Genomic DNA, 13744 nt, shown 5'->3' with positions numbered 1-13744 from the left:
ATAAACGAAGAGGCGTCCAGCAAGCCGGACGCCTCGTACCAGTTTTAAATCGGTAGCATACGTAACGTGGGGACAGGGGATGCTAACGCAACGCTTTGATGACCGCCGAGAAGTCTTCCTCGCCCCAACCCCCCTCGACTGCCTTTTCGTAGACCTTGCTGGCCGATTCGGCACCCGGCAGGTTGAGACCCAACAGGCGGGCCGCATTGAGGACCACGTGGAGTTGCTCGTGGACATATTTGAGTGCCAGGCTGCGCGTGAAATCTCCCCGGGCCATGGCGCGGCCCTTGAGGTGGAAAAGTGGGGAGGCCACGCCGCGGGTGTCGAGCACCTCCAGGATTTTGTCGGCGGTGAAGCCCATCTTGTCGCCAAATACCAGGCCTTCCGCCAGGACCTGCACCAGCTCGGCCTGTACCATGTTGACGATGAATTTCATCTTGGTGGCATCGCCCACCTGTCCCACGTGGATGATGTTGAGGCCGAAACAGGAAAAGGGCTCGCGGCATCTCCCCACCAGCGACGGGTCGCCGCCGGTTATGATAGTCAGGAGGCCGTTGGCCGCATGCTCCTTGCTGCCCCATACCGGTGCATCCAGATATAGGACCCGCTTCCTGGCGCACTCGTCGGCCATCTTCAAGGTGGTTTCCAGGGAGTGGGAGCCCATATCCGCCAGAATCGTGCCGCCGCCAATACCGGCAAGGATGCCGTTGTCTCCAAAGAAAATCTGTCCCAGTTCTTCTCCTTCCGGGACAATGGCGATAACCAGATCGCGGTCTCTGGCGGCTTCTGCGGCGGATTCCGCGGCAAGGGCGCCAAGCCCGACCAACTCACTCATGACGTCGGCGTTCGTATCGAAAACCGTCAGCTCATAACTTCCCTTGGTCAGGTTGGTGGCCATGTGCCGGCCAACGGTGCCAAGTCCGATGAATCCGATTTTTCTCAACATTATTACGCCTCCTAAAATATTGTTATTACATAAACGATATTGGATTTTACATAATAATCGTACCGCTGGCAACCCACAAATCATTCTTCAAACGCTATTTTAAAACAATGTGGTACGGCAACAGTGCGTATGTCTCAACGCGACTTGGTAACACCGACGCGCGAACAGAGTTCCGACAGGCGGCAGATGGAACAGCGCGGTGATACGGGCAGACACAGGTTCTGTCCGAAGGCCACAAGCAAGTCATTGATTTCTATCCAATATTCGGTTGGTAATTGGATTCGCAGCGCCATCTCGGTGGCGTCAGGGGTCCGGGTCGTCACATATCCCCATCGATTGCAAATGCGGTGCACATGGGTGTCGACACAAATGCCCGGCTTGCCGAACCCCAAGGTGAGCACCAGATTGGCAGTCTTGCGCCCCACGCCCCGAAAGGCGAGCAGTTCGTCCAGGCTGTCCGGCACTCTGCCACCATATTCCGTCACCAAACGGCAGGAGATTTCAAGAATCTGCTCGGCTTTGTTACGGTAGAAACCGGCCGGGTAGATGAGTCCGGCGATTTCTTCGGCTGACAGCTTTTCCATGGCCTCGGGGGTAGGGGCACGGTCGAAGAGTCGGCCGGAGGCCTGGGTAGTCACCTCGTCCTTGGTGCGCAGGGAGATGATGCAGGAAACCAGTACCTTGAAGGGACTGCGGCTGGCTTCGGCAACCACGGTGACCGAGGGCGTGCGCCAAGCGCGGGCCTCCTCGCGCAGGATGGTCATGGCGCGGTGTATGTCGGCGGGTTTCATGGCGAAATAGTACCCGAACAGAGGAGGGCATGCAATAGCGCTTTTACTTTTCAGCAGGACAAGGCTAATATGGAAATTATGATACAACAGGCATCTAATGGAAACTATATAGACCTGCACGTCCACTCCAGCTTTTCCGACGGCGTCCTTACCCCGGAGGAGTTGGTCGAGCGGGCGCAGGCGGAGGGCTTGAGCGCCATTGCCATTGCCGACCATGATTCGGTCGCCGGTGTGGCTGCGGGGGTTACCGCGGGGAAGGAACGGGGCGTCGAGGTGGTCCCGGCAATCGAGCTTTCGGTGCAGTTCAAGTCCTACAAGGATGTGCATTTGCTGGGATACGGCCTGGATTGGAGCGACCGGGGGTTCCTGGAGCGCCTGAACGATCTTCGCGAACGGCGGGAGGGCCGCAGCCGGGACATCCTCGCCGCGGTGAATAACCGCTTGGCAAGTGAGGGGAGAGAGATTATAGGATTCGAAGAGGTGAGCACCCATGCCAAGGAGACCATCGGCCGACCGCATATCGCCCGGGCCATGATCGGACGGGGTTATGTGGATTCGGTGGAGGAGGCCTTCCGACGGTATCTAGTCCCCTGCAATGTTCCCAAGCGGTACTGGCCCATGGACGATGCCCTGGCCACCATCAGGCGGCTGGGTGGGGCAGCGGTACTGGCCCATCCCACCAGCGTGAGCATCCTGCGTTCGGAATTGCGCAGCATCATCACGGAGTTGGTGGGCCTGGGACTGGATGGGGTTGAGGTGTTCAACAACATGGCCCAGCCGGAGGAGATGGCGGCGCTGCAACGGATCACCGGAGATTTGGGGCTCGTGGCTACCGGCGGCTCGGATTTTCACGGAATCGAAGAGGGGCAGGAAATGGGAAGGGGACGCGGCGGCATCCGTTTCGACGGTGCACTCCTCGTCCCCCTGAAGGTACTTATCGAACAGCGGCGTAAGCTTTGATTAGCTCCGGTCCTTATATGCCTTGTAGTTGACTACCTGGATATCTTCCTGGACCGATTTGACCCCCTTGACAGATTCCACGATCCTGATGGCCTCCTTTTTTTCCTTGTCCGAGGCCAGGTAGCCGCTGAGACGCACTGTGCCCTTTTCCACGTCGATCTTGAAGGGGCGATAGTCGAGTTCGTTCGAGTTCAACAGGGCGGCCTCGATCTTCTTCATCAGCATGGTGTTGTCGATCAGTTCCACGGCGCTCTTATCCGCCTCTTTGAGATGGGAATCCCGGGCCGCCGCCACGATACATTCCACAATGGCCTCTTCAGACATGCGCGACGTATTGAACACCAGATCGTATCCCAGGGGATCATGCCAATCCCGGTCGAAATAGAAATGGATGAAACCGCCCCGCTGGTGGTCGCTGCGCCGGATCATGGACCTGGCCATGTCAGGGTCGATCCACTCCCGTTCGGCAAAGCGTTCGACACGCTCCTCGAAATCAGCTATGAAGCGGAGCCGTAAGACGTTGCGGCACTCTTTCAGCAGGTCCTGGCCGCCGCGACCATACAGGATCACGTTCCCCTTGCGGGCGAAATCCAGCAGAATGAGTTCTACCGTATTAAGGGCCGCCGCGCGTTTGCGGTCTTCGGCGGTGATGTAGGAGGGAGGCTTTTCGTCAACCATCTGGAGCAGGTCCGCCGAAAGGCCGTATTTAGGGGCAATATCGCTGATCCTGGCTCCATCCACAAACGTATACTTGAGTCGTTTGGCTACCTCTTCCGCAATGTGATAAGCTCCCGTACCCATTTCCCGCGAAAATGTGATGACCGCCATCAATTACCTCCCAGCTGGATGAGCGTTGCCAGCGCTATATAGCACGTTGTGGTTGTGTATACAAGGGGGCAGTGGTAACCTGAACCTGAAAATCGTTTTTGGAGGCTCCGCTGCCTGACTATTGCGTATTCATACTGCGTTTCCTGCTCTTTGCGTTAGCCCATTCGCTTTTTGCCGCAACCCGCGTCAAGAAGGCCATTGGGAGGCTGTGCCACGGCGAACCGCGCGGCTACCGGCTTGCCTATAACCTGCTCTCCCTGGTGCTGTTCGTCTGGGTCATGACCGCCTTCGGTTCATCAGCGGTTCTCTATTTTGCCCCTGGCGTTTGGAGCCTGGTCATGTACCTGGCTCAACTTGTCTGTGGGGTAATCCTGGTGGATTGCGTGCGCCGGACCGGGGCAGGGGACTTTATGGGCATCAGGCAGCTTCACCGTGGCCCGGTCAGTCGTCCCCACTTGGTCACCGATGGCTATTACGCCGTGGTGCGCCATCCGTTGTACCTCTTCTCCATAGTCTTCTTACTGCTCAACCCGGTCATGACCGCCCAGTGGCTCCTTCTGACCGTTCTTTCTGCGCTCTATTTCGTTATCGGCGGTCTGATCGAGGAACGCCGACTCTTAGAAGAGTTTGGCGACCAGTATCGCCGATATTGCCAGAGCGTCCCCTTCATCATCCCCCGTTGGGGGGCGGTTTGGGCCAGCGCCAAGCGCCCAGAGTCCTCCTGACGCTCTCTGCCCGATGCCGTTACATTCCAAGGGGCCTATCGCCGGTTCCCATTCAACCGTCCGAGTCAAAATTCGTAGATGCAGTACCAGTCTGCCACCATATCACGGTGTCTCTGCATTGGGCTCCAGGGCGATTTTCAGCATAAATCGTCGCGCCTGCCCGTGCAGGGAGATTGTCAGAGGCACCCGGACACTTCCGTCCGTCAGGGTCACCGCCTCCACCGCCAGTGTTACCTTCAGGTCGTCTTTGTCTTCCGTCCCCAGCTCCGGACCTTCGGGTCCATTCTCTTCAACGGAGGCAGCAACGGGTACGTCTTGATCAAGCCTTTCTCCGGGGCCGGCGTCGAACGATGCAGGCGGCATCATGCCCTCCGGGGCGGACACGGAGGAGGGAGGGAGGGGGGCAGACTCGGTCTGTAGACTGCTTTCCGCGCCTATCCTTTCCATGACCCGGCGGGAGAGGGTCGAGAACGTCTCCAGCACCCCTTCGCCGCTCAGGGCGGTGGACAGGCAGACAGGGAGGTGTCCCAGTTCCAGTTTGGCTGCAGCCGTCGCCATATCCATCGATCCGGCCCGGTCTGTCTTGTTGATCTGAAGAACCGCCGGCATATCGTGGATGCTCATACCGTACGAGGCCAGATAATCGCGCAGGTTTTCCATGCCTTGCCGCCCCGCCGGGGAAGTGTCCGCGGCGTCCGCCATCAACACCACCCCGTCAGCCCCCTTGAGGGTCATTTTCCAGGCAGCGGGGTTGGTGACTTTGCCCGGCAAGGTATAGATATGGAAACGGATTCGGTAGCCGCCGAAAACCGGCTGTTCGAAGGGGCAGAAATCAAAGAAGAGCAACGACCCGCCGCTGGCTTGCAGTGTTTTCAATTCACCACGTAGTGACGGTTTGATCCTTTCGTACAGGTAGCGCAACGAGGTGCCTTTGCCGACCCCTTCGCATCCGTAGTAAACGATTTTGGCGTTGATCTCACGTTTGGCGTTGTTGATAATGGCCATTCCAACTCCCGTTTCTTCGATTGAATGACTTCATTGCATGTTCAGGCGCTTCATTCCCCACCATTTTGCAACAACGGACTAGCGTTTTTTATTGAGCAGTATCCGTTTCGCCTGGGTGGAAATGATCGTTGAAACGTTTTTGCTCTTGGCGTAGCCGGCGATTTCTTTCTCATTCAGGGTGGCCAGGAAGCGCAGTGCGTTCTGGACCGGTGTACGGGGGTTGTCGACCAGGGCCCTGCGGATAGAGTAGTTTTTGACCCACTCCTTGTTGGCGCAGATCAGGCGCATGATCTCGTCGTTCTGGATGCCGGATTTCAACAGGGCCACGACCTCTGCCTCGGTAATGCGCGGATTCTTGATGACGCCGCTCGAAACGAGCTTGTTCGCATCCTTGACCAGGATCGAGCGCCATTCCTTGTCGCCGGTCAGAGCCATCTTGATCTTCTCGGCAATACCCATCATCTGGGCCATTTTGTATTTGCTGAGAAACTCTTCACCCTCTTCGTCCACCGTCGCATAGGGCTCTTGCAAGGCGGCTTCCGCTTCCGCGGCGGATTCTGGCTCATGGGGGAGGCTGTCGGCGCATTGCTCAACGCCAGCCCGCTGCAAGAGAATCTTTTCAAGAAAGGAACGGGCCGGCGCGGAAAGCAACTCGCTCACCAAAAGTGCTTCCGCGATACCCTCTCTCTGATAATGGACCTTGGCGATGGCATCGAGGACCGCCGGATGGGCGTCTTGAGAGCCGGCCACAGCGAGCAGCGTCTCCTCGGGCAGCGAGGAGAACGCCGACTGCGCCGCATCCTTGACCGCCTGATTCCCGTCCCTCATCAGGCAAAAGAGAAGCATGAGCCGGTCGAACGGCTCCAGGGTGGTTGGATTCCCAAGCATTCTGATCCGCTCTTGGGCGTCCACATCCGGACGGAGGCATTCTGCCACGGATGGGGATATTTTCAGCTTGATGGTCTCGGCGGCCATAATACCCCTGATTACGGGTGGGCCAGCGTTGCCTTGATGCCAAGACCCTTCAGCTTCTTCAGCGCCGCGTCGGCGGCCTTCTTGTCGTTGAACGTACCTGCGATAAGGCTTTTCGACGGTATGGATACCTCGGCTTGCCGTATGGTCAGCTTAACACCGGCCGCGGCGAGGCGCTCCTTCTCCGAACCCGCCCGTGTCGTGAGCAGGTAGGAACCGGCGTACACGGCAAACTTGCCGCCCTGCTCCAGGATAAAGGCGTCCGAGGTGTAGTGCTTCAATTTGTCCAGTTCTGCCACGGCCTCGGCACGGGTCGGATAGTCACCGGCATGAAGGCGGTTCATGGCTGTTTTCTTGCGGCCCCCCTGTTTGACGACAACTTCCAGTCCGGCGCCTTTGGCGCGTGCAAGGTCTGTCGCCATGGCGTCTTCAAGGACGTAGTTTCCCACTACGACCGTCCATGGCCCGTTTGCTTTGGCCGAGGCCGATTTTACGGCTTCTTTTTTACCTGCTGTGGCTGATAATTTCTTCGCCGGTACTGCCGCAGCGTTAGCCGGGCTCTTGCCAGGGGCTTTGGGAGCTTCCCCTGTTTTTTTGTTCTTTTCCTGGCCCGAAGCGGTTTTTTTCACCGCCGCGCTTGGCTGCTGTTTGGCGGCCAGCGTAGGTTTTTTCGTATCCAGTTTGGAAGCGGCTGCTGTTTTGGGTTCTTTTGCCTCGGGTGCCGCCGCTTTCTTTTCGGATGCAGCCGTTTTCTTTACGGCAGGTGCCGGCTTGGGGGGCTCGGTTTTCTGGGGAGCGGCTTTTTGGGGCTCTTCCTTGACCACCGGCGTCCCGGCGACAGGTTTGTCGGCCGATACTACCTTATTTGCTGCGGGCGGGGCAGGGGCGGCGGTGTTTTTCCCCGGCGCATTCGCCGTCTCGTCCTTGGCGGTTTGTCCGTCGCGCGGCGGCAGAGGCTTCTTCACCACCTGCGGCGCCGGAGCTTCGGCCGGTTTTTGTGCCTCCTGCGGTTTGATCAGGCCGGTGAAGAAATAGAGGTACGCAAAAGCCGCCACCAGAATCAGCAGGATCACCAGCAGCATATTCTGTCTGCCCTTTTCCGCCGGTGCTGCAGATGCGGGTTCCTTGGCGTCGTTACTGAATTTGAAATCCATGAAAAACCTCCGTTGAATTTTAACCCGTGAAAGGGGTTACTCCTTCTTGACGGCCTGTGATTCGGCAATCACCTTTTGGGACAGATGGGTCGGCAGCTCCTCGTAATGGGAGAATTCCATGCTGAACAGGCCGCGATCGCTGGTCATCGACTTGAGGTCGTTGGAATAGGCCAGCACCTCGGACATGGGCACGATGGCGCGAATAATCTGGGAGTTGGCCTTCGGCTCGACCCCTACCACCTTACCGCGGCGGGAGTTCAGGTCGCCGATCACATCGCCCATGCTTTCGTCCGGTACGGTCACCTTCATGTTCACGATCGGTTCCAGAAGCACCGGCTTGCACAGTTCCATTGCCTTCTTGAACGCCATGGACCCGGCTACTTTGAAGGCCATTTCCGAGGAGTCAACCGTGTGGAAGGAGCCGTCGTAGAGCGCGACCTTGAAGTCCACCACCGGGTAACCAGCCAGAAAACCTTCCACCGAGGCCTCCTGAATGCCCTTGTCCACGGCCGGAATATACTGTCGCGGGATGACGCCACCAACAATCTTGTCCTCGAACTGATATCCCTCGCCCCGGCCGGTGGGCGACATCTCAATCCAGCAATCGCCGTACTGGCCCCGGCCGCCCGACTGCTTCTTGTATTTACCCTGGACCTTGGTGGAGGCACGGATCGTCTCCAGGTACGGGACCTTGGGGGTCTTAAGCAGGACCTCTACGCCGAATTTGCGCTTCATCTTTTCGACGATCACCTCCAGGTGAACCTGGCCCATGCCGGAAATGATGAATTCCTTGGTCTGCGGGTCACGGTGCGACTCAAGGGTCGGCTCTTCCTCTATCATGCGATGCAGAGCGCTGTGGATCTTGTCCTCGTCGGCCTTGGTCTTGGGTGCAATGGCGTAGGATATCACCGGTTGGAGCTGCCGGGCCGGCTCATACACGATCGGTTTGGCGGCATCGCACAGGGTGTCCCCGGTCACAGTCTCCTTGAGCTTGGCTACGGCCACGATATCACCGGCGACCGCCTGTTTGATCGGGTGCTGCTTCTTCCCCTCCAACTCGTAGATCTGACCGATGCGCTCTTCAATACCCTTGGTGGAATTGAAAACCGTGGAGTCGGAGTTCAACACCCCCGAGTAGATCCTGAATATGGTTATCTTTCCCGTGAAGGGATCGGACGTGGTCTTGAACACCAGGGCCGAGAACGGTTCCTTCTCATCCGGGCCGCGCTCGATCATCTCGCCGCTTTTCGGATCGGTTCCGACCGCCTTGGTCCGGTCGAGGGGCGAGGGCAGGTAGCTGCAGATGGCGTCAAGGAGTTGTCTGACGCCGATGTTCTGCACGGCTGACCCGCACAGGACGGCCGTAAAAGTGTTGCGCATAGTTCCGACCCGCAGGCCGTCTATGATCTCCTCCACGGTCAGTTCGCCGCTGTCCAGATATTTCTCGGTCAGGGCGTCGTAGGCCTCGGCCACGACCTCCACCATGTGTTCGCGCAGACGCGCGGCCTCCTCCATGTGCTCGGACGGTATCTCTCCCTCGGTGCAGGTCCCTGAGCCATCCTTGGGGTAGAAACAGGCCTTCATGTGGATCAGGTCGATGATTCCCGCAAACTTGTCTTCGGCGCCGATGGGCATCTGGATCGGCACGCCCCGCGCCCCTAGTGCTTTCTCCATGTCGTCGATGGCCCGCAGGAAATTGGCCCGTTCCCGGTCCATCTTGTTGACAAAGGCGATGCGGGGAATCTCGAACTCGTTGGCCCACCCCCAGATCTCCTCGGTCTGGGCCTTGACGCCGGAGATAGCGGACAGTATGACGACGGCACAATCCAAGGTGCGCATGCAGGCACGTGTGTCGGCGATGAAGTTGCCGTAGCCGGGGGTGTCCACAATGTGGATTGAGTGGCCGTTCCATTCGCAATGGTCCAGGGACGAGGTGATGGATATCTTGCGCTTGATCTCCTCAGGCTCAAAATCCATGGTGGAGGTGCCGTCGTCAACCCGCCCCAGGCGGTCGATCATGCCGGCGTTGAACAGAATCGCCTCGGACAGCGAGGTCTTGCCCGCCCCTCCGTGCGCGATGATACCCAGATTGCGAAGTTTGCTCGTGTCGTACTGTCCCATTGCATAGCCTCCTTAAAAATGAGATATCCTCTGCGTAGCTGCCACTTCAACGCTGTTCGTTCAACGTGTGTGTCTGCAAGAAAGATGTATCCGTCATCTCAAAAGGCATTCCGGGTTGCCCGTCACGGGCGTGGCTCGCTCCATTACGGCGCCGGAATCAGCGATTGCGTTCGTACAGTATTCTCAATCCCTCCAGGGTAAGAAATTCGTCCACCTCGTCAATGGTCTTGGATTCGGGGGCGATCAGGGAGGCAAGCCCTCCGGTGGCGATTACCCGGAATCTCTCCTTCGATTCCTGGCGCATATGTTCCACGATCCCGTCCACCAGCCCCACATAGCCGAAGAAGATGCCGGCCTGCATGGAGCTGACAGTGTTTTTTGCAATAATATTTGGCGGTTTGGCGATGTCGACGCGAGGGAGTTTGCTGGCCCTCTGGAAGAGGGCTTCCAGGGAAATGGCCAAGCCGGGGGCAATGGCCCCCCCGCAGTACTCCCCCTTGGCGTTGACATAGTCAAAGGTGGTGGCGGTGCCGAAATCCACAATGACCAGGGGACCTTTGTGTTTTTCGTATCCCGCCACGGCGTTGACGATACGGTCGGCACCCACCTCACGCGGGTTGTCGTACTGGATCGGCATGCCGCTTTTGATCCCCGGGCCGACCACGAAGGGGGTCAGGTTGAAAAAATCCCGGGCAATGGCCTCCATCACGCCGGTGAGCGGGGGGACCACCGAGGAGATGATGGCGGCGGTGACGGCGTGGAACCCGAGACCGGCCTGGTCGAAGAGGCTATGCAAAAGGACCGCATATTCGTCGGACGTGCGCGATTTGTCCGTGGAGAGGCGCCAGTTGCGAACAAGTTGTGCCCCTTCGTAGATCCCTAGAACGATATTGCTGTTACCGACGTCGATCACCAGAAGCATTTCAGAGCACCCTCACATCCCCACTGAGTATTCGTTCGACCATACCGTCCGGGAGTTGCACCAGCAGGGCACCGTCGGTATCGATACCGGCGAACCGCCCCCTGATGTCGTCGCAGCCGTGATTGCTGACCACCACACCGCGGCCGTCGGCATTGCAGCGTTCTTGCCATTCTCGACGCACAAGGGTGAAACCGTGGTCGAGAAAACCGGCATAGAGACGATCCAACTCGTTCAACAGGAAGGCAGTGAAACGAGCCCGACCGACCTTGGCCTTCCCTTCGATAAAGAGCGAGGTTGCAGGATGGCGCAGGTTCCCCGGCAGTTGGTCGGCCGTCATGTTCAGGTTGACGCCGATGCCCAGGATGACGAAATTGATGCCATCCGTTTCAGCGCTCATCTCGTTGAGCAAGCCGGCCACCTTCTTGCCGCCGATCAGTACGTCGTTAGGCCATTTGATCTCCGGCTTCAGATCAGTGGTCTGCTCGATGGCCCGGGCGACCGCAACTGCGGAGAGGAACGTGAGCTGAGGGGCTTCAAAAGGCTTGATCCGGGGGCGCAGGATGACAGAGCAATAGAGGTTGGCTCCCGGCGGAGAGGACCAGGTACGGCCCAGACGTCCCTTGCCTTTGCTCTGCTCATCGGCCGTGACCACCGTCCCCTCGGCGGCGCCCTCTTCAGCCAGGCGGAATGCCTCGGAATTGGTGGAGGCTGTTGTAGCCAGATTGATGAGCTGTCTGCCGATGACCGCGGTGTTCATCTGTACGCTGATCTCCTCGGCCGCAAGGGTGTCTGGCGATGAAACCAGCCTGTATCCGCGGGAGGGGAGTGCCTCCACCTGGTACCCCGCTGCCCTGAGCGTCGAGATATGTTTCCAGACCGCGGTGCGCGAGACGCCCAGCTCCCTACTGAGCTGTTCGCCGGAAACGAGCCCGCCCTGGTGACGGAAAAGCCGCAGGATGGTGGCTGCCTTCTGGTGCATGGAAACGACTCCTGCCTTCTGTCTGCGAATCAATCCAACAGCATGGATATATCCATGGCCCGCGCCGAATGGGTCAGGGCGCCGACGGAGATGATATTCACGCCGGTCTCGGCAATGGCACGTACCGTCTCCAGGTTGACCCCGCCGGATGCCTCGACCAGCGCGCGGCCGTCAATGGCCGTTACAGCGGAACGCATGTCTGCCAGGCTCATGTTGTCCAGCATGATAATGTCGGCGCCGCCCGCCAGCGCCTCGTCAACCTGGGCCAGGGTTTCGGTTTCGACCTCGATCTTCAAGGTGTGGGGAATATAGTCGCGAGCCCGTTTGATCGCCTCTCCGACGCCGCCGGTGGCGGCAATGTGGTTTTCCTTTATCAGGATACCGTCGTAGAGACCGGTTCGGTGGTTGATGCCGCCGCCGACACGCACGGCGTACTTTTCCAATTCCCGCAGGCCGGGGGTTGTTTTACGCGTGTCCACGATGCGTGCCCCGGTTCCGGCCACCGCCGCCACGTAGCGGGAGGTGAGGGTGGCGATGCCGCTCAGTCGTTGAAGCAGGTTAAGGGCCACCCGTTCACCCATCAGAAGTTCGGCTGTGGTGCCGTGTACCGTGGCGATGACGGTTCCCTTGGCGACCTTGGCCCCTTCCGAGTGTCTGGAAATGAACTCGATGCCGGGATTGAGGCGTTTGAAAACCTTTTCGGCGACGAACAACCCGGCCAGGGTCAGTTCTTCCTTGGCGATAAGGCGGGCCGAAGCCCGGCTGGCGGTGGGGATCAGTGCCTGGGTCGTGATATCACCGGTATGGATGTCTTCAAGTAGGGCTTGTTCTATGAGATTGTCGAGTGAGAGCATCATAATGTGAATTCACCTGAATGGGGGAAATGTGCCCATTTCTATATCACAGGTAGGAAGGCGTATCAACCGCAAAACCGGACCGTTCGGGACTCCGTTTCCGTATCTACTTTGCAATTGACGAAGTATACGGGCTCCTGTATAGTAATCGGCTTGTAAATCCAATTTAATCCAACATTGAGGAGTGGTTAGAATGCAGAAGAACATCCCAGCGTATGTCCTCGCGGTTATTCTACTCACAGCCGTCTGCGCCGCTGCAGTCGAAACCAAGGACATCAGGTTCACCTTCAAGAATGCGGCACCGGTAGTATTCAGCCACCAATTCCACCTGCTCAAATATAACAACAACTGTAGGATCTGCCATAACGCTCTCTACGATTTGAGGTCACGTCACCATTTCACCATGGCCGAAATGGAAAAGACCAAGTCCTGCGGTGCCTGCCACAGTGGTGTCAAGGCTTTCAGTGTGGCAACCGAGAAGGATTGTGTCAAATGCCATAAGGGCAAGACTCAGGATAAAGTCTTCAAGATCAGGGGCGTGGCCGACGCAGTCTTCGGCCATGCGGCACACGTCTCCAAGACCGGCGGTGCCTGCAAGAGTTGCCATAACGGCAAGGTCTTCGGCGGTAAAGGCAAAAGCGTTACCATGGCCGAGATGGAGAAGGGTAAGACCTGTGGCGTTTGCCACAACGGCACCAAGGCCTTCACCGTTGCCGGTAACTGCGACCGCTGTCACAAGGGCTTGAAGCCGAGGGACATCACCTTTACCGTCAAAAATGGCGCATCGGCAACCTTCAGCCACTCGTTCCATACCCAGGCATTTTCCTGCAAGGAGTGCCACACTAAGGTTTTCCCCTACAAGGCGGTTGTGGGCAAGTCAACCATGGCTGACATGGTAAAAGGCAAATCATGCGGGGCGTGCCACAATGGCAAGGAGGCCTTCGCCTCAAGCGGCGACTGCGACAAATGCCACAAGGGGATGAAACCGGCCAAGATCGCTTTCAAGACCTCTGCCGGCGAGGCCGTCTTCAGTCACGAGTTCCATCTCCAGGTCTATAAATGTGCTGACTGCCATACCAAGGTTTTCCCTTACAAGGCGGTCATGGGCGCTTCGACCATGGATGATATGGCAAAAGGCAAATCCTGCGGGTCGTGCCACAATGGCAAGGAAGCCTTTGCCTCAAGCGGCGACTGCGACAAGTGCCACAAGGGGTTCAAACCGCGCAATATCACATTCAAGACCGATGCCGGTGTCGCCACCTTCAGCCACGACTTCCATATCCAGGCCTACAAATGTGCGGACTGCCACACCAAGGTCTTCCCTTACAAGGCTGTAACCGGCAAGACAACCATGGCCGACATGGAAAAGGGCGCATCCTGCGGGACCTGCCATAACAAAGACAAAGACGCCTTCTCGGTCAAGGACGACAAGTTCTGCGACAAGTGTCACAAGATGTAGCCTGCCTTCCGCAGACGCTGTAGACTAA

General features: G+C 58.1%; 13 protein-coding genes. 3 read left to right on the top strand and 10 right to left on the bottom strand.

Annotation, left to right across the window (positions count from 1 at the left end; all coding sequences use genetic code 11):
• Positions 1 to 82: 82 nt before the first annotated feature.
• Together LDN12_RS11325 and nth are read right to left on the bottom strand one after the other, a co-directional pair.
• Positions 83 to 946 (bottom strand): NAD(P)-dependent oxidoreductase, encoded by an 864-nt coding sequence (locus LDN12_RS11325; RefSeq protein ID WP_223922773.1) that lies wholly within the window; start codon positions 944 to 946, stop codon positions 83 to 85.
• Positions 947 to 1080: 134 nt separating this feature from the next.
• Positions 1081 to 1737 carry an endonuclease III gene (nth, locus tag LDN12_RS11320; RefSeq protein WP_223922772.1) on the bottom strand — a complete coding sequence of 219 codons (657 nt, stop codon included), beginning with the start codon at positions 1735 to 1737 and terminating at the stop codon, positions 1081 to 1083.
• Positions 1738 to 1806: 69 nt separating this feature from the next.
• On the opposite strand from nth, the gene LDN12_RS11315 reads away from it, so the two are divergent.
• The gene (locus tag LDN12_RS11315; protein WP_223922771.1) at positions 1807 to 2697 is read left to right on the top strand and encodes a PHP domain-containing protein; all 891 of its coding nucleotides are present in this window, start codon (positions 1807 to 1809) and stop codon (positions 2695 to 2697) included.
• Here LDN12_RS11315 and LDN12_RS11310 read toward each other — a convergent pair whose 3' ends face one another.
• On the bottom strand, positions 2698 to 3525 hold the full coding sequence (locus LDN12_RS11310) for a cytidylate kinase family protein (protein WP_223922770.1): 828 nt from the start codon (positions 3523 to 3525) through the stop codon (positions 2698 to 2700).
• A gap of 98 nt (positions 3526 to 3623) precedes the next feature.
• Here LDN12_RS11310 and LDN12_RS11305 point away from each other — a divergent pair, with 98 nt between their 5' ends.
• Positions 3624 to 4250 carry an NnrU family protein gene (locus LDN12_RS11305; protein WP_223922769.1) on the top strand — a complete coding sequence of 209 codons (627 nt, stop codon included), beginning with the start codon at positions 3624 to 3626 and terminating at the stop codon, positions 4248 to 4250.
• A 102-nt stretch (positions 4251 to 4352) separates the two neighbouring features.
• Here the strand turns inward: LDN12_RS11305 and LDN12_RS11300 are convergent, their stop codons facing one another.
• The 7 genes from LDN12_RS11300 to nadC form a co-directional block, all read right to left on the bottom strand.
• A complete protein-coding gene (locus tag LDN12_RS11300) occupies positions 4353 to 5255 on the bottom strand; it encodes an ATP/GTP-binding protein (protein WP_223922768.1) in 903 nt (300 codons plus the stop codon).
• Positions 5256 to 5333: 78 nt separating this feature from the next.
• On the bottom strand, positions 5334 to 6230 hold the full coding sequence (locus LDN12_RS11295; protein WP_223922767.1) for a hypothetical protein: 897 nt from the start codon (positions 6228 to 6230) through the stop codon (positions 5334 to 5336).
• An 11-nt stretch (positions 6231 to 6241) separates the two neighbouring features.
• On the bottom strand, positions 6242 to 7381 hold the full coding sequence (locus LDN12_RS11290; protein WP_223922766.1) for an SPOR domain-containing protein: 1140 nt from the start codon (positions 7379 to 7381) through the stop codon (positions 6242 to 6244).
• Positions 7382 to 7417: 36 nt separating this feature from the next.
• Complete coding sequence (gene fusA / locus LDN12_RS11285; RefSeq protein ID WP_223922765.1) at positions 7418 to 9502, bottom strand: elongation factor G; 2085 nt, start codon at positions 9500 to 9502, stop codon at positions 7418 to 7420.
• A gap of 157 nt (positions 9503 to 9659) precedes the next feature.
• Positions 9660 to 10424 carry a type III pantothenate kinase gene (locus LDN12_RS11280; protein WP_223922764.1) on the bottom strand — a complete coding sequence of 255 codons (765 nt, stop codon included), beginning with the start codon at positions 10422 to 10424 and terminating at the stop codon, positions 9660 to 9662.
• A gap of 1 nt (position 10425) precedes the next feature.
• Entirely contained in the window at positions 10426 to 11403 is a 978-nt protein-coding gene (locus LDN12_RS11275; RefSeq protein WP_223922763.1) for a biotin--[acetyl-CoA-carboxylase] ligase, read from the bottom strand.
• A gap of 29 nt (positions 11404 to 11432) precedes the next feature.
• Positions 11433 to 12257 carry a carboxylating nicotinate-nucleotide diphosphorylase gene (gene nadC, locus LDN12_RS11270; protein ID WP_223924058.1) on the bottom strand — a complete coding sequence of 275 codons (825 nt, stop codon included), beginning with the start codon at positions 12255 to 12257 and terminating at the stop codon, positions 11433 to 11435.
• 193 nt (positions 12258 to 12450) lie between these two features.
• On the opposite strand from nadC, the gene LDN12_RS11265 reads away from it, so the two are divergent.
• A complete protein-coding gene (locus LDN12_RS11265) occupies positions 12451 to 13716 on the top strand; it encodes a cytochrome c3 family protein (protein WP_308464317.1) in 1266 nt (421 codons plus the stop codon).
• Positions 13717 to 13744 lie beyond the last annotated feature (28 nt).

Source organism: Geobacter sp. AOG2, assembly GCF_019972295.1.
Classification (GTDB): domain Bacteria; phylum Desulfobacterota; class Desulfuromonadia; order Geobacterales; family Pseudopelobacteraceae; genus Oryzomonas.
The sequence above is the reverse complement of the archived record's forward strand: the minus strand, read 5'-3'. Positions and strand labels throughout refer to the sequence as shown.